This is a genomic window from Levilactobacillus fuyuanensis, assembly GCF_003946395.1.
GTDB classification, from domain to species: domain Bacteria; phylum Bacillota; class Bacilli; order Lactobacillales; family Lactobacillaceae; genus Levilactobacillus; species Levilactobacillus fuyuanensis.
Window position 1 is genome coordinate 1 of sequence record NZ_RHNZ01000030.1, and the last position, 17,698, is coordinate 17,698.

The window sequence follows — 17,698 nt, forward strand, 5'->3', positions numbered from 1 at the left end:
CGACCATTAAAAATACATCATCAACAGACTGCCATTGAAAGATTCCGGGCTTGTTCGGATTAAACTTGTAATTTGCCGAGTGAATCTCCATTTCCCTCATTAATCGTAAAATTCGTTTTGACCCAACACAGATGCCTGACTTGCGAAGCACCATCGTTATTCGTGGATAACCATAGGCACGATAATTATTTTCCCAAATCAATTCAATTTTTTCTTTGAGCTGATTATCAACACGTTCGTGTTGACTAGGTTGATATCTTTTCCAATGGTAATAGGTGCTGCGCGGTAATTTCAGTGCCGAAAGAATAATTGATAAGCGGTGTCGCAATAACTGATCTTCTATGAAGACAAGGCAATTAATTCGTCCTAATGCTTTCCCAGTAACACCGCCGCAGCTTTTAAAATTTCAAGTTCCTCCTTTAATCGCTGATTTTCCCTTTGAAGTTGTTTGAATTCTTTGGACGTTACTTCAGTACCGTCTTCTAGCTCAACTGATTTAGCGCCTTTAACCCAATTCCGAATTGAATCGGCTGAAGGACCGTATTCCTTGGATAATTCATCGGATCGTCGTCCCGCTTTAACCATCTCCACAATGGACTTTTTTAAGTCCTCTTCATAACGTGTAACCATAAATAAAAATGCTCCTATGATGATATTTTACCAAACTAGCAAAACTAGTCCGGAATCTCATCATAAGAGCATGTATACTTGTGTATAGTAAGTTTGCTGAACTGCAACAAATACAGGAGGAACAAATGTTTTTAGCAATTAGAGAGATTAAAAAAGAAAAACTACGGTACGGCTTGATTCTAACAGTCGTCGTCTTAATCAGTTATTTGATTTTCATTTTAAGTGCCCTGGCGCTCGGGCTGGCAACAGCTAACACCGCTGCGGTGGACAGCTGGCAGTCTAAGTCCTTTGTAATGACCAAAGACGCTAATGGCAATGCCGGACAGTCATTACTGACAACGAAACAGGTGGATCAGTTAAGCGACGACAAAACCGCAACACTTGGCATTACACCAGTTAATATGAAAATTGGCGGAAAACGTGAATCCGCACAATTCGTTGGGATGAATAACGACGAGTACATCGCTAAAAACCTACAATTAACCAAGGGGCACTTGCCAAAGGCAGCTAACGAAGTCGTCCTCGCTGACTCAGTTGATAAGGATATTTACGGTATGGGGGATAAAATTTCGATTGGGTTATCTGATACGAAATATAAAATCGTGGGTTATGCGAAAAATGCCACGTATAACACCGCACCTGTTATTTATGGCGCGTTAGCGCAATGGCGTGTCATTAAGGGCGTGTCAGATCAATTCCAAGGTAGCGTAGTTACTTCAAAAACGTCACAATCGGTCGATGATAAAGCATTAAAGACTTATTCATACCAAGCCTTTATCAATAAATTGCCAGGTTATACACCGCAAAAAGCGACGTTTGGTCTCATGATTGGCTTCCTGATTGTCATTTCATTGATTGTGATTACCATCTTCCTCTACATTCTAACGGTTCAAAAATTGCCTAACTTGGCAGTTTTGCGTGCACAAGGCATTCCAAATCGTTTCTTGGCCCAAAATACGTTATTTGAGACGTTCTTTATTATGGCAACTGGTATCGTCGTTGGTGCTGTACTATCGGCATTAACTGAATTTGGGATTCCAGATAGCGTACCAATGGCATTTGATTGGGGATTGATGGGACTCATTGCGGCCGGATTGATGGTAACCGGGTTACTGGGTGCAATCATTCCGATTCGTGTGATTAGTAAGATTGATCCGGTATCAGTAATTGGAGGTTAAAAAGATGCGTGAAGAAAAACTAGCCCTTGAACACGTGACGAAACAATTTGGTCAGAAAACTAATTTAGTTACGGCACTAGAAGACGTCAGTTTAGCGTTTAAAGCTGGTGAGGTGTCGCTTATCATTGGTCCTTCAGGATCTGGTAAAAGTACCTTGCTAACCATTTTAGGCGGGTTACAGACACCAACAGACGGCTCAGTTCGTTTGAATGGTCACGACATCAGTGATTTGAGTACCAAAGAAGCCGAAAAAACACGACTTGAACAAATCGGTTTCGTCTTACAGGCGTACAATCTCGTGCCATATTTAACCGTAGCAGACCAATTCAAACTTGTTGACCAGGTGAAGCCTAACAATAACCTCAGTCAAGATGGATTTGACAAAATTATTGAAACGCTAGGCATTCAAAAATTATTAAACAAATACCCTGGCGAATTGTCTGGCGGTCAACAACAGCGCGTTGCAATTGCCCGTGCGTTGTATACAGACCCGGCGATCATCCTAGCCGATGAACCTACGGCAGCATTAGATACGGCACGTGTCAAAGAAGTTGGCCAACTTTTTGCTAATATTGCGCATGACGAGGAAAAAGCAGTCGTCATCGTCACGCACGATGATCGTCTGCGAGAGTTTTCTGATAATGTCTACAAAATTGTCGACGGAAAACTATCTAATACGGACTGATTAACACACTTGCTCTTATGCTGATATTCCGGACTAGTTTTTCTCGTTTGGTAAAATATCATCATAAGAGCAATAGATTATTTAGTTATGTTTTTGTCGAGCTTGCATTTTTGCTAGTCCGCTTGTAGCAAGGGTTTCAGCCCAATATAATAACTAAAATTTATAAGGTTACTTTTCAAATGTGTTGATTATCCATTGCAGAGAAAAGAACACAATAAAAATGATAAGAATAGGAAGCAGTCTAGCCAGCCAAATATTGATGTTTGGATATTGTGACAGAGTATGATAGAGCCATTGGGCAATTATAAAAGCGCCCAATCCGCTGACGATTTATTTGATGTTTTTATACATGTTATTTCTCCAATATATTCATACTAATATAGTACCTATAATACCATTAAACAAAAAAACAGCCCCTATTATCTATCCACTAGATAACGGGGGCTGTTTTATAGGGGCGATTAAAAGGCACAAATAACCCCTCAAAAACGTTGTTAAAATAGCCCCCAATATCTACATTATAGATATTGGGGGCTATTTTAATTTATTTTTTTATAAGTGCCCCTAAACTATAGCTATTGATTCAAGATTTCATGGGAGCCAGTTGCAACCAATAACAAAATCAATTCATCATGATCTAGCTGATAAATAACAATCCAGTTGTCATAATTTTTACCATAGTTGCCATATCTGGCAGGGTGAAATTCACGATAGCCACGCCAATTTCCTTTTAATGCATGATCTTTAATCTGTTTCAAAACAAGTACATCTTGTTCAACAATTGCTTCTAAACAAGGCTTCAAGACAGTTATTGGGAAATGTTTTTTGACTAGTTTTTTTAATTCACGTTCAAAAGATTTGGTCTGTTTAATTTGCATCTAACTTATCGATCCAATCTTCAAAGTCAGTCAATGAACCAATGTTTTTGACCTGCCCTGTTTCTGCTTCTTTTTTAGCGGCTAAGGCTTCCGGAGAATCTAAAAAGCTGACTAATCGAACTTCATTATTGGCCGCTTTAACTAACGATAAGCGTATATACTCAGAAACGGTTAGCCCTTGTTTTGCTAGATTAGCTTTAGCCCGTTCACTAATGTCAGGTGTTACACGAGTTGAAATTGTCTTGTTTTTAATAATAGTATTACTCATTCTAATCCGCCTCCTTTAAGTTTACCATCGTACTACATTATAATATTCGATTTTTAGGTTTTCTGCAACTAAATTAATTTTAAAGTAAAGGAACTAACAGCTTATGCAACAAGTTGTCTTACCCATCAAAGATTCAAACGTTCTTAGAAGCTGTCTCAGGAATCAGCTTACATCCAAATTTTAGAGTATGATAAAGTTGATTAACAATTTCGATAAAGGCGATGATGGGATGAAAAGCACGACGAAATGGGTAACACGGTGGCCCGAACGAATTAGTTACGGCTTAAGTGACGCCGCCGATAATTTAGTCTTTCAAATGATGACGACCTATTTGCTATTCTTTTACACTGATGTTTATGGACTGACACCAAGCGCGGTGGCCATTTTATTTGTCGTGGCGCGGGTAGCTGACGTTGTTGAAAGTTTTGTCATCGGGATCATGATTGATCACACACATTCACGGTTTGGCAAGAGCCGACCGTTCTTCCTCTGGTATTCGTTACCTTACGTTATTTTTGCGGTTCTCACCTTTGTGACGCCTAACTTTTCGTATAATGGTAAATTAATCTGGGCATATGTGACGTATTTAGGCCTTGGATTTCTGTATACGGCTGTTAATCTGCCAATCACGTCAATCTTACCAACGATGTCGCAGAATACTCGTGAGTTGACGTTGTTGGGTGTCATTCGTCAATTCTTTGGCAGTTCGGTTCAAATTGTGGTGGCGGTATTCACATTACCCTTGGTTGCGTTCTTCGGCCACGGTAATCAGCAAAAAGGGTTCTTGGGCACAATCATCGTGTTTAGCCTGATTTCATTTCTTTTGATTATCAACACGTTTGTCCATGTTCGCGAACGGTTCGCGAATCCTGAAATTGCCCATCAACCGTTAACAACTGTCCTAAAAATGTTGAAACATAATCAGCCATGGATCGTTATGTCAATCGTGATTATCATGTACTGGCTGGTGACGGCAATTAAGAATCAGACAACCATTTACTATTTTAAATATACGGTGGGAAACGAAAACCTGGTACCACTAGCTAACAGTTTTACCCTGGCAGCGTTAATCGGGGTATTGCTGATCATTCGAATTACCGAGGTTCGCAGTAAGAAGCAAACGATGCTTCGCGGTATTTTAATAGCGCTGGTTGGTCAAGCCGTGATTGCGATTGGGGTTTATACCAAAATACTGTGGTTCTTGTTTGGCGGTGTCTTGATTAACTCGATTGGCAATGGGATCATTATCGGCCTCGTCTCAATCATGATTGCTGACACAATCCGTTATGGTGCCAGCATGGGGATCCAAGCCGAGGGAATTCTGGCTTCAACGGATGACTTTGGCGTTAACGTCGGCCTTGGTGTTGGCGGCTTGATTACAGCTGGTTTGTTTCACTTTTCGGGTTACGTTGCCAATCGAACCCAGAATGCCGCAACTCTCACCATGATTAATTTGAATTATGTTTGGATTCCGTTGGTTATTTATGTGGGGATGTATTTTGTATTGCGGCTTTATGATGAGGGGCGGATTGAACGAGCAATAGAAGCAAGAAAATAAGTCCGAATTATATTCTAAATAATAGTTTTTGATTTGCTAACTAACACCGGTGCTGTGTGATATTATTACCTTTTTGCGCCAACGGTTATTGCAATTGGCCAAATAATCTTGCAACCTCACTTTTGAAATGCAATAGATTGTGAGTCGTTCCAGTTAGCACTATACTGAAACTGAGTCTAAATCTAAAAGGAGTGGTTTGCATGGCTGAAAAGTATACAGCAGAAATCGTGCCATTGAACGCTGAGAAGATTGGCACCGCGCCGCACGGTGCCGCGACGTTCACGATTGATGGTGCGCAAATGAAGATTCATATCGATATGTTTGATACACCTGCTAATGTGCAGCATTGGGAACATTTCCACGGATTCCCGGATGGTAAGCCAGCAGAAATCGCCACAGCGGCACAAGATGCTAATGGTGACGGTTTCGTTGATCTGCCAGAAACAGAACCGGTTTCCGGTACAACGATGGTGCCATTTGACGCTGAACCGGCCAAGATGCATGTGCCAAATGACAGTTACCCAGTGGCTGATGCAGAAGGTCACTATGCTTATGACAAACTCGTTGATCTGAAGGAATTGCAGACAGCGTTTAATGCCGCTTTTGGCAGTGACGATTTGCAGCTTGATAAAAGGGTCATTTATATTCATGGTGTGCCGGATACCTTGAAGCTACCGGCTACTGTTCAAGGAACTGTCATGAACTACGATGCCCACGTTACTTTACCAATTGCAGTTGGGAAAATCATCAAAGCTTAAACTAATTAGTTGAATAAATAACCTATAAGTAGTCTTGAAACTTACTGGCAATACGCCTGCTGTTTCAAGGCTACTTTTGGGTTTGAAGACCTTATTTACCTATAAATAGAGCTTTTTACATTATATGTACAGATTAATACGGCTCTGGTGCAAAGTTTGCTTGGCAACTTCATTCTAGTATACTGAGTGACAAGAAACGAGGGATTGTGCGCATGAATTACTTTAAAGGACGCCACTTTCAACAGGATATCATTATAGTAGCCGTTGGCTACTATTTTAGGTTCAGTCTCAGCTACCGTGATATCGTTGAATTGCTACGTGATCGCGGGGTTAGTGTGCAGCACACCACGGTCATGCGTTGGGTTCATCATTATGGTCCCATCTTTAAGGCTTTATGGCGCCAACATCAAACCTCCCATACCAAAAGTTGGAGGATAGACGAGACTTACATTAACGTCAAAGGTCATTGGACTTATCTGTATCGTGCAATTGATAGCAACGGTCTGACACTCGACTTCGAACTGCGAAAGCATCGTGATTATGCGGCAGCCTATCACTTTTTGAAACGGCTTTTGACGACCAATGGTCGTCCTGATCGCTTAGTCACCGATCAATATCGAGCAACACTTAAGGCAGTGAAGCACCTGATGAAACAAGACTACTTGAGCAAATCAGCACACCAATGTTCCAAGTATCGAAACAATTTAATCGAACAAGATCATCGATTCATTAAACGACACCGGGTGCGGTCAGCAAGTTTCCAAAGCATCCGAACCGCTAGTGCAACACTCAGCGGCATTGAAGTCATCCATGCATTACGCAAGAAAACCCGACGAGAGCTAAGCCTCATCGGGTTTTCAGCCGTGGACGAATTAAAAGCGATGGTGCCAGCATAACCTACAACACCCTATCAACAACTAGGTAAAAGGCACACTCTCAGACTATTTGCACCAGAGCCCTAAGCGGGCCTTTGCTGATTTGATTGCACTAGCTACCGAGACGATCGTCGATGCGACCAGCCTAACCGTCGTCACCAGTGACCCACTCAGTGTCGACCGCCAACAGCGACTCACCCATTTTGAAGCCCGGCCTTTACTCGCGCCGGTAGATTTGTCCAACACCACGTCAATTCCGGTTACAACCATTCAGGCAACGACCCAGGCTAAACTTGCCGAGCTCCCACGAACAACTCAGCGGCTCGTCAACCCAGATCTTTACCCGGTCTACATGACGACCACACTCAGCCAGTTGCAAACTAGTTTGTTGAATAAAATGACGATACTAGCAGATTAACAAACGAACACGCGTAGCAACGACCAAAGCCACTTCTGTACTTAGCGTTCAAATGACCGCTAAGTACAGAAGTGGCTTTAGTTTATATCAAGTAACAGTTAGCTCACTGACCAGTAATTTGATCATGTTCACCCGGGGTCAATATTTTGGTCATCACCGTAATCAAATACGCTTGTTCGCGCTCAATTTCAGTTCCCGGCAATTCCAGTATTAACCGCGCTAGGTAACCGAATAGCTGCGATAACAAACTTTGCAGTATCAAATCATTCGGCCAATCCACAATCAAATGATCTGCTTTTAGTTGATTGATGACACTTCCCATCTGCTTGACCATCTTAGGCGCAATCTGGCTAAGAATCTGTTCGCGTCGTTCGGTGTCAAAAGCTGCCACTTCAAAAATGACCTTTAACTCTTTCACGTTAGCTTTAGCAAATGCAACTCGGTCCGTAAAAATTGCTGTGACGAATGCCTGTAGACTGGGATAACGCTGCCGTAATTTATCCTCTGAAAAATCACTTGCTAAGATTGGCACAATGTGCGCGGTAATTGGTGCTAAGATGGCATCCCGTAAGGCAGCCTTAGTCTTATACCGCCGATAGACCGTCCCCTCCGCAACGCCGGCCCGTTGTGCAATATCACTAGTACTGGTCTGGTCAAAACCCTTTTCAGCAAACAAATCGAGACTTGCCTGGAGGATGGCCCGTTGCTTAGGTGTAATCGTTTCATTCTGACCTAGATCCTGTTGAAAATAATCCCGTATCCGTGGTCGTTCCATATCCTCACACCTTCCGATAACGTTTCATTCCAACAATATTCAACATTGTTAGTACGACCATAAACCCTACTAATATTAACAAATTGACACCAATATCGCCAAGCCCAGCACCCTTTGTCACAACAGCCGTCATCGCATTAGCACCATAGTATAACGGCATGATGTGGGCAATTGCTTGCAACCAACTGGCCATGCCATCGACTGGAACCAACCCAGCAAAAAAGATTTGTGGTACAACAATCAGTGGAATAAACTGAATCATTTGAAATTCTGAGTTAGCAAAGGTGGAAATAAAGATACCCAAGGTCAAAGCCACTAACGCTAATAATAAGTTAGTCAGAAAGACCAGCCAAATACTACCAACTAAGTGAATCTTGAAGACCGTAATTGTAAAAACAACGGTCAGGACAGTCTGAATGATGGCAAAGCCCCCATAACCAATTAGATAGCCCATAATAATTTCACTCCGTCGAATTGGGGTTGCAAGTAGCCGGCTTAGGGTTCCAGTAGTGCGTTCATTCAAAAGTGAAACGCCAGAAATCAAGAACACAAAGAAGAAGACAAAGAAACCGAGAAAGGCTGGAAAAAAGTTTTCAAAGAACGTTGAATCACTACTACTATAAATATAATGAGACTTAGTCGTATAACTGGTTGCTTTAGCTGACTGAGTCGAACTAGACGTCGTGGCTGTGGCCTGCTTGAGTTGCTTTTGTAATTTCTCAGCAGTTGCCTGGTCACCGCGGGCCTGGGCTTGTGCAATGGCAGTCTTCAGCTTGGTCACCGTTGCTTGTGTCTGGGCTGCTGTCAGCTTCTTCAAAGCGGCTTGTTGCGATTCAAGGGCCGCGCGCTGTTTCTTAGTAACGGTCACCAGCGTCTTCATTTTCAACTTGACTAATCCTGATTGTAAACTCGCCTTAATTAAAGACGTGTTGGTTGGATTGCTATTTGAATAAGTAATCGTCAATTGACCATTTTTCTGAGTCAAATAGCCATCTAGATCATGCTGCTTAATCATTTTCCGTGCCTGTGAACTATCATAATGATGAATCGTCACGTTTTTGGTATCGATCACGTTAACCACGGATTGGTCTACATGATGAACACCCAAGCTTGCTACTTGCGTCGTGTTGTTTTGAAATAAGAAATACATCAGCGTCATAATCAGCAATGGTGCCAAAAACATCAGCGCCAAGGTACGCTTATCACGTAACATTTGCTTAAAAACTCGTCTAACGATTGCCATCGTTCGCATCTTGCATCCGCCCCGCTTTCAAAAAGACCTGTTCGATCGTATCTACTGCATACTGTTGTTTCAGTGCCGCGGGTGTCCCCTCAGCAAGCGCAATCCCGTGCCGAATCAACATGAGATAATCACACCGTTCTGCTTCGTCCATGACATGCGTTGTCACGAGCATCGACTTACCGGTATCCTTGATCTTATTTAGTTCGGTCCAAATTTGTTGCCGTAATTCTGGATCAATCCCAACGGTCGGTTCATCTAAAATCAATAATTGGGGATCCTGAATCAGGGCAATTGCCAACGACAAGCGCCGTTTCATCCCACCCGAATAGCCACTGACCCGCTTGTCTAATTGGGACGTTAAATCAACTAATCCGGCTGCATAATCAATCATCTGTGCTAACTTTATTTTTGGAACGCTCATCAATTGCCCAAACAAGGTCAGGTTTTCACGGGCCGTTAGTGTCTCATACAAAGCGTCACTTTGGGCCATATACCCTACTTGTGCCATTACCGCCCTATTGGGCATCACCGTATCCATGACTTTAACAGTGCCACTATCCACAGCTTCCATCCCTAAAATACTCTTGATCAAGGTGGTCTTCCCAGCTCCTGATGGCCCAATCAAGCCATAAATCATTCCAGCCGGCAGTGTCAAATCAATCTGATTGAGCACTTGCTGATGACCAAAGTGCTTGCTGACCTGCTTGGCGATGACATAATCCGTTGCCATTTTAATAACCCTCTTTCTCAAAGCGAGTGTATACTCACTCACTTAATGGCCTTAGTATAATCAGTACATCTCGGTTTGTCAACATTAAAATGAGTTATCACTCACTTATTTTGTTTCCGGCCTATTTGTCACCGCATTGCAAACAAAAATGCGCCACCCCGTTGTTGGGATGTCGCATTTTAATTAAATAGCAGCACTGATATAAGCGTTAGCAATGTTTAAGCCTACCGATTTTTTAATATTATTTTATTCATCAATTTCCGGCGCCGACCCAAGCTCTGCCTGAATCATCCAGATTTTCTTCTCAATTGCGGTTTTGAGACCAATGAAAATATCTTGGGTACTGAAGTCTTTTTCAACATCGGATACTTCAATGCCGTGTTGGTAAAGGTCTTCCAAGTAACGATAGCCATCAACTAAGTGTGCGAGGCGTTCTGGGGTTGTTTTGTCCCATTCACCAGGCCAGTCTTGAATCTTAGTGTTTTCGGCCATTTCTTTTAAGGTCGAGTAAGGACTGCCATCAAGCGCAATCAGCCGTTCAGAAATGACATCGAGTTGGCTGTCAATTTCTTCCATGAACTCATCCATCAAGGGGTGCAACTTCAAAAAGTTGGGTCCACGCATGTACCAATGCGTCTGATGGATAATCATTGACATCTGGCTCAAATCGGCAACGAGTTGATTTAATACTGCTTTGGTTTTCGTATATTTCATTAGATTGATCTCCTTTCGATATGGTCATTATAACATAGTGGTAGCTTAATCTGAAACGTTATAGACTGGCAAATTAAGTTATTTATAGCCCGTAGAATTAAGTCGTTTTGAAAAGATGGAGACGTTATATGGTAGATTGTAAAATTAAATAAATCTACAATTGAATTTTATTTACCTTATGAAGATGTTCAAAACTGCACTAGGCCCTGTCAAGTTGACAAATGAAATAATATAAAGTTTTTGGTCACTTAGATGGCTTCATTCCAGTATTCATCCGGGGTGAGGCCATTTCTTTGTGCTGAGCGATTGTCATGATTAAAATATTCGATTCCTGATTCAACGAGCGTTATTAACTCTTGATAGGTCTTTGCTCGCGGATGACGCGCCATCCAGCGAAGTTTAAATTCATTCCACCAGCGCTCCATCGGGGCGTTATCATATGGTGTTCCTGGACGCGACATACTGCGGGTGATCTCAAATTGATTGATGAAATGATTGAACGCTCTTGAGGTATACGCCGAACCACGATCGGTGTGAATAAGTGATGGGACCTTACCAACTGCAGTAAAGGCACGCTGAAAAACCTGGATCTCAGCGGCACTCGTTTCTGTGGCGCTGAGATTGTATGCCAAGAGTCGGCGACCATATAAATCCAAGACACCACTTAAGCGGACTTTGTACTCACCACTAAGCCCATAAGTTAGTTCAGTTGAATCAGATAACCAAACTTTATTGGGCGCTGTCACTTGAAAGTTTTGCTTTAAAACATTGTCGAGTAAATATTGTTCAGCTTGTTTGGCCCGTTTATGCTTCTTTGGCCGTACTTGACAGCGAATATCAAGTTCACGCATGACCCGGCGAACTTGCTTCAAAGTTACCGGAAAATCAATTAGTTTATCCGCTTGTAAGTTAGTCAGAAGATTTCCAGCACCGATACCTTGGTGGTGAAAATCAAACCAATATTGGGTGCGTGTTTTGAGTTGTTTATTGTGCTTTTCCCATGTTGTTTCCTGTCGTCTAAGCCCTTTATGATAAGCTTGTCGGCTGACGCCGATAACGGTTAAAAGTTTCGTTACGGCACCATGATTACCTTGGCTGACTACCTTGATAGCGTGGTAAGCCAGCCGATGTGGTTTGTTCACCCCCTGCGCTGAAGTTCCTGAAATTTTTTTATGAAGGCCTCGTAGAGTTCCTTATCTGCCAGTTGTGCTTTTAGTTCTCGGATCTGGAGATTAGCCTTATCTAGTTCGGTTAATTCATGATTGGCTTTTCGATGCCCACGGTTATCTACGAGCGCTTCATAGCCGCCACTTTTAGTCTTGATCACCCAAGTACGGACCTGTTGGTAGGAGACTTGAAAGTGATCCGCGGCTTCGGTATACGAGTGTTTAGCTTTAGTCACATATTCAACGATCCTGATGCGTTCTTCAAAAGTTGTTTGCCGACTCATGGTAGGGACCCGCTTTCTAGACGGTCTGGCCGTCAAGGTTTTATCCCTATTATACCTGGAAACCCAGTTGTCGAGTTGTGTTGATGAACGTAAACCAAATTTTGTGGCTAAATCCAGCAGTGACCCTTCACCGGCCAAAAAAGCCTGAACAGCTTTAAGTTTCAATTCGTTGGAATAATGATTATTTGTGTGCGCTTCCGTGAGCCCTGCCAACCCATCACGTTCAAGGCGCGACTGCCAACGCATGAGCGTTTCTCGATGGATACCATGTTGTCTGGTAAAAGTCCCAATTGATAAACCTGATTGCTTGAATTTAGCTAACAGCGCCAACTTTTCCTGAAGCGTGTGTCTAGCTCTAGGCATACAAAAATCCCCCTATGATTAGTCAGATGAATTATAGTATTTCATCTGACAACCATAAAGGGATTATCGCAATCATAGGCCCAATTCATAACCTTATTGGCATCATTTTTATACTTCTTGGATTGTTCTTTTAAATACATTGTATAGGGAATAAGTGGCGTCGCTTTAAAATCCTTTAAAACAAAGTCATAATTTGGTTCACTACCATAACCTGCATCCGCTACTACGTAACGGAACGTGGCCTTTCTTTGTTGGACTTGATTCAAAAATGGGACTAGCGTTCTTTGGTCAGCTGGCCGTTGATTCAAATCATAAAATAGGACAAATTGATTTTGAGTACCAATCTGTAAGTTATATCCTGGTTTTAATTGACCATTTTGCATTGGATCTTCCTTCATTCGCATAAAGGTTGCATCATGATCAGTCTTAGAAAAACTGTTTCGGTTTCCCAGAATTTCAAGATAATCTTCATATTTTTGCTTCCGAGGCTTTAAATCCGAAGTAATAATATGCTTAAAATGTTTTAGTTTTCTTCGTCGTTGCTTTGATGGCGAGCCACCTTTAATGACTTTTTCTGCACTAATTTTCTGATCGAGGTCATCAATATCATGTTCTAATTCACGTTCTGCATGATCTAACTTCGCCAAAGTGCCTTCGGCATCAGTTGCTAGATTAACCTTTTCTTGAATCATGTCATCAAATAAGGCGCTAGCTTTTTCCTCTAACTTGGCATCATTTCGTTCGACGCTTTTTCGCCAAACAAAGGAGTATTTATTGGCATCTGCGACAATCTTTGTGCCATCAATAAATAACGATTCGTCATCCACTAAACCATATCCACTTAATTGTTCATGAAATTGAAGAAACATTTTTTTGATAATCCCTTTTGCTACTTGTGAAATTCGAAAGCGATTAATGCTCCGATAACTTGGGACTTCGTCCGGATTACCAATTAACCACTTCATTGGTAGGTTTTCCTCTGCCATTTCTTGGATAGCACGGCCAGAAAACGTATGACGCATATAAGCAAATAATAGGAGTTTCATCATCATCGCTGGCGAATATTTTGGTCGCCCAAACTTGTCAGCATCCGGATACAGAATTTCAGTGGGAATACTATCTACAAAATCACTAATTGAAACGACAATATGATTGGGATTAATTTTAAATTCAATTGGAAATGTTAATATGGTTTGGTTATTGTTATAATGTTTATACACGGTGGGCACCAACTTTCTTATTTTGTGGTGATTTAAGATTAACAGATTTGGGCACACCGTGCCTACATAAAATGAAAGAACCAGGAATTCAAATTCGAATTCCTGGTTCTTTTATTTTAGATTAGGACTTTTGTCCCAGCCACGATTTAAATTTCAAAAATGTAAGCGCTTGATTTTAGTGTCGAAAGAGAATAGACTTTAACTACATTGTTAAAAATTAAATTGTGCACCACATTCTAGTAGGAGGCATTTTTATGATTACCAAACACACCAAAGCAACTACAATTTCTGCCGGCACTGCACTTCTCAAAGTGCTAGAAGCATGGCAAGTTGATCACTTATATGGGATTCCTGGTGGCTCTATTAATTCGGTTATGGATGCTCTTGAGGCCGAAAAAAGCCAGCTGCAGTACATCCAAGTTCGTCATGAGGAAGTCGGCGCGATGGCAGCTGCAGCCGATGCCAAACTTACAGGAAAAATCGGCGTTTGCTTTGGGTCAGCAGGCCCTGGCGGAACTCATTTATTAAATGGTTTGTACGATGCCCGAGAAGACCATGTTCCAGTATTAGCATTGATTGGTCAATTTGGAACCTCCGGTATGAATATGGATACTTTTCAGGAAATGAACGAGAATCCCATTTATGCCGACGTCGCCATTTATAATGTTACTGCGGTAAATGCCAACACACTTCCCCATGTAATTGACGAGGCAATTCGCCGGGCGTATGCGCACCAAGGCGTTGCAGTCGTTCAAATACCTGTTGATTTACCTTGGCAACTAATTAAGGCTGAAGATTGGTACTCCTCAGCCAATAGTTACCAAAAACCCCTTCTGCCTCAGCCCAACCCTGAAAAAATAAAACAAGTGGTTGACATACTTCAAACGGCCAAACGACCACTAATCTATTACGGAATTGGCACGCGGGGTGCTGGAAAAGAACTACAAGCATTAAGTCAACAACTAAAGATTCCATTAATCAGCACCTATCCGGCCAAGGGCATTGTCCCCGACGATTACGTGGCTTACCTGGGATCAGCCAACAGAGTGGCGCAAAAACCAGCCAATGAGGCGCTAGCACAAGCTGATACAGTCTTATTTATCGGCAATAATTATCCTTTTGCTGAGGTCTCTAAAGCTTTTAAGAATACATCTAAATTCCTCCAAATCGATATTGATCCGGCAAAATTGGGTAAACGGCACAAAACAAACGTCGCTGTCCTCGCTGATGCCAAATTAGCATTAGCAGCTATTTTACAACAGATTAATGAACGTGATGCAACTCCTTGGTGGCAAGCAAACCTAGCCAACAATAAAAATTGGCGGCAATATCTGGCTAGTTTAGAGAACAAAACAGATGGGCCCTTGCAAGCATACCAAGTATTAAAGGCAGTCAACCAGGTCGCTGACCCCGATGCAGTTTTTTCGATTGACGTTGGTGACATCAATCTAAACGCTAATCGTCATCTGAAGCTGACTCCGAAAAACCAACATATTACGTCAAACTTGTTTGCAACAATGGGCGTAGGAATTCCTGGCGCAATTGCAGCGAAGCTGAATTATCCTTCAAGGCAGGTTTTTAATCTAGCGGGTGATGGAGGAGCAGCCATGACGATGCAAGACCTAGCAACCCAGGTTCAGTACCGTTTGCCAATTATTAATGTTGTCTTTACCAACCATCAATATGGATTCATTAAAGATGAGCAGGAAGATACAAATAAAAATGACTTTATCGGGGTAGAGTTTAATGACATTGATTTTAGTAAAATCGCATCTGGCGTGCACATGAAAGCATTTCGAATTGATAGAATCGATCAACTAACTGACACCTTCAATCAGGCAAGAGATCTTGCCAAAACAGAACCGGTTTTAATTGATGCTGTCATTACCGGGGAGCGACCATTACCCGCTGAAAAGTTGCGGTTGGATTCGTCGGTTTATCCAATAAATGAAGTTCAAGCATTCAAACAACGCTACGCTGCAGAAGACTTACACCCCCTCGCAACATATTTGGCTAAGTATGGACTAACTGATGCACAAAACGAAGTTGGACAAGGTGGCTTCTAGATTAATCGTTTTGGGGTGTAGTTTTCTGAGTATTCTAAACTGATTATTTACTGATTGGAGGTATTAATGTGACTAGAAAAGTTGTGATTGTTGGTGCTTCACATGGTGGTCACCAAGCAATTATTGAACTACTTAATAGATATGACGATATTGACATTACCTTGTTTGAAGCTGGCGATTTTATTTCCTTTATGTCTTGCGGAATGGAACTTTACCTGGAAAATGACGTTACGTCTGTCCATGACGTCCGTAATTTTCGTCCAGCCAGCTTTCCACAAGCAAACGTGCACATTCTAGATAATCATTTGGTAACTAAAATTAATCAGAGTCGACAAACTGTCTCAGTAAAAAATCTTAAAAGTAATCAGGACACCGAAGTTAGCTATGATAAGCTGATTCTCAGTTCGGGGGTGACCCCCAATGCATTGGCCGTTCCCGGTGCGGATCTAGAGAATGTGTTCCTGATGCGGGGCTATGATTGGGCGACGAAAATCAAGGCTAAGCTAGCTGATGATAACATTAAAAATGTAACAATTGTCGGAGCCGGATACATTGGTATCGAGGCCGCTGAAGCTGCCGCCAAGGCAGGCAAACAGGTTACTTTATTAGACGTTATCAGCCGTCCTTTGGGTACCTATCTAGATGCCGAATTAACTGATATTTTAAGTAATGAACTGGCGACAAGAGGAGTTAAAGTTCACACAAATATCGAAATTTCGGAATTCTGTGGTCGCAACGGACAAGTGGAGTGGGTCAAGAGTAAGCAGGACAATTTTCCAAGCGACTTGGTTATTCAAGCTACCGGGGTTAAAGCCAATACCAACTGGCTAAGAGGAACTGTTGATCTTGATGAACGTGGCTGGATCAAAAATGATCCCTATTTGCGAACAAATTTGTCGAATGTTTACGCGCTCGGCGATGCGACCTTGGCCTACTCGGTGGCTGCCGATAAGAAAATGCCAATCGCCTTAGCAACAGTGGCCCGTCGTGAGGCGCGGTATATCGTTAAGCATTTGTTTGAAAAAATACCCACTACGCCCTTTTCTGGTGTCGTTGGCTCCTCTGCTTTGAGTGTTTTCAGTTACAACTTTGCTCAAAGTGGATTAAATAGTTTCACTGCGCATCGTGCGGGCATCAACGTTAACAGTTCCTATTATGAAGATAATCTGCGGCCGGCTTTTATACCAAAAGACAAGGGAAATACAAAAGCTTATACAAAGCTTTTCTTCCAACCTTTTGATCATCGCCTAGTCGGTGGAGCAGTGCTATCAAAGCATGACATCACAGCGCAGGGGAATGTGTTGGCTTTGGCCATTCAATACCGGCTAACCTTAGAGGACCTAGCTGAAGCAGATTTCTTTTTCCAACCTGGGTTTGATCGGCAATGGAGTTTATTGAATTTGGCTGCTCAACATGCGCTAGGTGAAAGTGAGTTTACTAAGAAATAAAGCGGCTTCCCTTTTTTGATAGATAATACGATAAATATAAAAAAGACAGGTTAAAGGCAATGACTCAAGAAAATTATTGCTCTTAACCTGTCTTTTTAATAATTTAATGTATCCAAAGTTCCAAATAACACATTTATTTATAGCTTTGTAAGGTAGATTGCAAATTTAATCCGAATTTTTGGACAAATTTGTCAGCATAACCTGATACGGTGTTTGCCAATCGAGTATTTTAAGCGGTCGCTGGTTAATTTGGAGTAACGTCGTCGTTAAATCTTGAGCACTAATGTGCTCAAAACGAGTCCCCTTAGGATAAAAATAACGTAAATTCCGATTAAAGCGTTCATTACTACCACGTTCAGCTGGCGTATAAGCATGGCAGTAATAGGTCTTAATACCATATTGTGATTCAAGTGATACTAGCCCACTAAACTCAGTGCCACG

18 protein-coding genes and 1 pseudogene are annotated in these 17,698 nt (G+C 41.9%); 8 read left to right on the forward strand and 11 right to left on the reverse strand.

Going from position 1 to position 17,698, the window contains the following annotated elements:
• Positions 1 to 43: 43 nt before the first annotated feature.
• Positions 44 to 630: pseudogene (locus EKM73_RS11955) on the reverse strand (IS3 family transposase); the annotation flags it as partial.
• A 125-nt stretch (positions 631 to 755) separates the two neighbouring features.
• Between EKM73_RS11955 and EKM73_RS11960 the strand changes: the two are divergent.
• Positions 756 to 1,808 carry an ABC transporter permease gene (locus EKM73_RS11960; protein WP_046811107.1) on the forward strand — a complete coding sequence of 351 codons (1,053 nt, stop codon included), beginning with the start codon at positions 756 to 758 and terminating at the stop codon, positions 1,806 to 1,808.
• 4 nt (positions 1,809 to 1,812) lie between these two features.
• Complete coding sequence (locus tag EKM73_RS11965) at positions 1,813 to 2,493, forward strand: ABC transporter ATP-binding protein (protein WP_046811108.1); 681 nt, start codon at positions 1,813 to 1,815, stop codon at positions 2,491 to 2,493.
• Positions 2,494 to 3,068: 575 nt separating this feature from the next.
• On the opposite strand, the gene EKM73_RS11970 is transcribed toward EKM73_RS11965, so the two are convergent.
• Together EKM73_RS11970 and EKM73_RS11975 are read right to left on the reverse strand one after the other, a co-directional pair.
• Positions 3,069 to 3,371 (reverse strand): type II toxin-antitoxin system YafQ family toxin, encoded by a 303-nt coding sequence (locus EKM73_RS11970; RefSeq protein WP_005917927.1) that lies wholly within the window; start codon positions 3,369 to 3,371, stop codon positions 3,069 to 3,071.
• Positions 3,361 to 3,639, reverse strand: a complete 279-nt coding sequence (locus tag EKM73_RS11975) for a plasmid mobilization protein (RefSeq protein WP_003625288.1) — start codon at positions 3,637 to 3,639, stop codon at positions 3,361 to 3,363. The genes EKM73_RS11970 and EKM73_RS11975 overlap by 11 nt, the downstream gene beginning before the upstream one ends.
• 229 nt (positions 3,640 to 3,868) lie before the next feature.
• Here EKM73_RS11975 and EKM73_RS11980 point away from each other — a divergent pair, with 229 nt between their 5' ends.
• From EKM73_RS11980 to EKM73_RS11995, 4 genes are all read left to right on the forward strand, one after another.
• Positions 3,869 to 5,197: a glycoside-pentoside-hexuronide (GPH):cation symporter gene (locus EKM73_RS11980; RefSeq protein WP_164505680.1), complete on the forward strand. Its 1,329-nt coding sequence runs from the start codon at positions 3,869 to 3,871 to the stop codon at positions 5,195 to 5,197.
• A 200-nt stretch (positions 5,198 to 5,397) separates the two neighbouring features.
• A complete protein-coding gene (locus tag EKM73_RS11985) occupies positions 5,398 to 5,955 on the forward strand; it encodes a hypothetical protein (RefSeq protein ID WP_002825826.1) in 558 nt (185 codons plus the stop codon).
• 212 nt (positions 5,956 to 6,167) lie between these two features.
• Entirely contained in the window at positions 6,168 to 6,851 is a 684-nt protein-coding gene (locus tag EKM73_RS11990) for an IS6 family transposase (RefSeq protein ID WP_002825828.1), read from the forward strand.
• A gap of 49 nt (positions 6,852 to 6,900) precedes the next feature.
• Positions 6,901 to 7,248, forward strand: coding sequence for a hypothetical protein (locus EKM73_RS11995; protein ID WP_057707481.1), 348 nt, complete (start codon positions 6,901 to 6,903; stop codon positions 7,246 to 7,248).
• 103 nt (positions 7,249 to 7,351) lie between these two features.
• On the opposite strand, the gene EKM73_RS12000 is transcribed toward EKM73_RS11995, so the two are convergent.
• The 7 genes from EKM73_RS12000 to EKM73_RS12030 all read right to left on the reverse strand — a co-directional run bounded on the left by EKM73_RS12000 (position 7,352) and on the right by EKM73_RS12030 (position 13,743).
• Positions 7,352 to 8,023 carry a TetR/AcrR family transcriptional regulator gene (locus tag EKM73_RS12000; protein WP_125547619.1) on the reverse strand — a complete coding sequence of 224 codons (672 nt, stop codon included), beginning with the start codon at positions 8,021 to 8,023 and terminating at the stop codon, positions 7,352 to 7,354.
• A gap of 4 nt (positions 8,024 to 8,027) precedes the next feature.
• On the reverse strand, positions 8,028 to 9,275 hold the full coding sequence (locus EKM73_RS12005) for an ABC transporter permease (RefSeq protein WP_010620835.1): 1,248 nt from the start codon (positions 9,273 to 9,275) through the stop codon (positions 8,028 to 8,030).
• Entirely contained in the window at positions 9,253 to 9,996 is a 744-nt protein-coding gene (locus tag EKM73_RS12010) for an ABC transporter ATP-binding protein (RefSeq protein ID WP_003587212.1), read from the reverse strand. The genes EKM73_RS12005 and EKM73_RS12010 overlap by 23 nt, the downstream gene beginning before the upstream one ends.
• A gap of 246 nt (positions 9,997 to 10,242) precedes the next feature.
• On the reverse strand, positions 10,243 to 10,710 hold the full coding sequence (locus tag EKM73_RS12015; RefSeq protein ID WP_003587210.1) for a Dps family protein: 468 nt from the start codon (positions 10,708 to 10,710) through the stop codon (positions 10,243 to 10,245).
• A 248-nt stretch (positions 10,711 to 10,958) separates the two neighbouring features.
• Positions 10,959 to 11,852, reverse strand: a complete 894-nt coding sequence (locus EKM73_RS12020) for an IS3 family transposase (protein ID WP_112234114.1) — start codon at positions 11,850 to 11,852, stop codon at positions 10,959 to 10,961.
• Positions 11,849 to 12,523, reverse strand: coding sequence for a helix-turn-helix domain-containing protein (locus tag EKM73_RS12025; protein WP_125547621.1), 675 nt, complete (start codon positions 12,521 to 12,523; stop codon positions 11,849 to 11,851). Before EKM73_RS12025 ends, EKM73_RS12020 begins: the two co-directional genes overlap by 4 nt.
• Positions 12,524 to 12,564: 41 nt before the next feature.
• A complete protein-coding gene (locus EKM73_RS12030) occupies positions 12,565 to 13,743 on the reverse strand; it encodes a transposase (RefSeq protein WP_125547623.1) in 1,179 nt (392 codons plus the stop codon).
• Between the two features lie 254 nt (positions 13,744 to 13,997).
• Here EKM73_RS12030 and spxB point away from each other — a divergent pair, with 254 nt between their 5' ends.
• Together spxB and EKM73_RS12040 are read left to right on the forward strand one after the other, a co-directional pair.
• The gene (gene spxB / locus EKM73_RS12035; protein ID WP_042254363.1) at positions 13,998 to 15,809 is read left to right on the forward strand and encodes a pyruvate oxidase; all 1,812 of its coding nucleotides are present in this window, start codon (positions 13,998 to 14,000) and stop codon (positions 15,807 to 15,809) included.
• 68 nt (positions 15,810 to 15,877) lie between these two features.
• On the forward strand, positions 15,878 to 17,257 hold the full coding sequence (locus EKM73_RS12040) for an FAD-dependent oxidoreductase (protein WP_020090499.1): 1,380 nt from the start codon (positions 15,878 to 15,880) through the stop codon (positions 17,255 to 17,257).
• A gap of 165 nt (positions 17,258 to 17,422) precedes the next feature.
• Here the strand turns inward: EKM73_RS12040 and EKM73_RS12045 are convergent.
• Positions 17,423 to 17,698: IS30 family transposase (locus EKM73_RS12045; RefSeq protein WP_125547625.1), on the reverse strand; the 276-nt coding region annotated here is incomplete at its 5' end.

What these genes read in the sequence shown, in the direction of transcription:
- EKM73_RS11965 (WP_046811108.1), top strand. Translation starts at nt 1,813, where the DNA reads ATGCGTGAAGAAAAACTAGCCCTTGAACACGTGACGAAACAATTTGGT.
- EKM73_RS12010 (WP_003587212.1), bottom strand. Translation starts at nt 9,996, where the DNA reads ATGGCAACGGATTATGTCATCGCCAAGCAGGTCAGCAAGCACTTTGGT.
- EKM73_RS12000 (WP_125547619.1), bottom strand. Translation starts at nt 8,023, where the DNA reads ATGGAACGACCACGGATACGGGATTATTTTCAACAGGATCTAGGTCAG.
- EKM73_RS11980 (WP_164505680.1), top strand. Translation starts at nt 3,869, where the DNA reads ATGAAAAGCACGACGAAATGGGTAACACGGTGGCCCGAACGAATTAGT.
- EKM73_RS12015 (WP_003587210.1), bottom strand. Translation starts at nt 10,710, where the DNA reads ATGAAATATACGAAAACCAAAGCAGTATTAAATCAACTCGTTGCCGAT.
- EKM73_RS11985 (WP_002825826.1), top strand. Translation starts at nt 5,398, where the DNA reads ATGGCTGAAAAGTATACAGCAGAAATCGTGCCATTGAACGCTGAGAAG.
- EKM73_RS11975 (WP_003625288.1), bottom strand. Translation starts at nt 3,639, where the DNA reads ATGAGTAATACTATTATTAAAAACAAGACAATTTCAACTCGTGTAACA.
- EKM73_RS11990 (WP_002825828.1), top strand. Translation starts at nt 6,168, where the DNA reads ATGAATTACTTTAAAGGACGCCACTTTCAACAGGATATCATTATAGTA.
- EKM73_RS12025 (WP_125547621.1), bottom strand. Translation starts at nt 12,523, where the DNA reads ATGCCTAGAGCTAGACACACGCTTCAGGAAAAGTTGGCGCTGTTAGCT.
- EKM73_RS11960 (WP_046811107.1), top strand. Translation starts at nt 756, where the DNA reads ATGTTTTTAGCAATTAGAGAGATTAAAAAAGAAAAACTACGGTACGGC.
- EKM73_RS12005 (WP_010620835.1), bottom strand. Translation starts at nt 9,275, where the DNA reads ATGCGAACGATGGCAATCGTTAGACGAGTTTTTAAGCAAATGTTACGT.
- spxB (WP_042254363.1), top strand. Translation starts at nt 13,998, where the DNA reads ATGATTACCAAACACACCAAAGCAACTACAATTTCTGCCGGCACTGCA.
- EKM73_RS11970 (WP_005917927.1), bottom strand. Translation starts at nt 3,371, where the DNA reads ATGCAAATTAAACAGACCAAATCTTTTGAACGTGAATTAAAAAAACTA.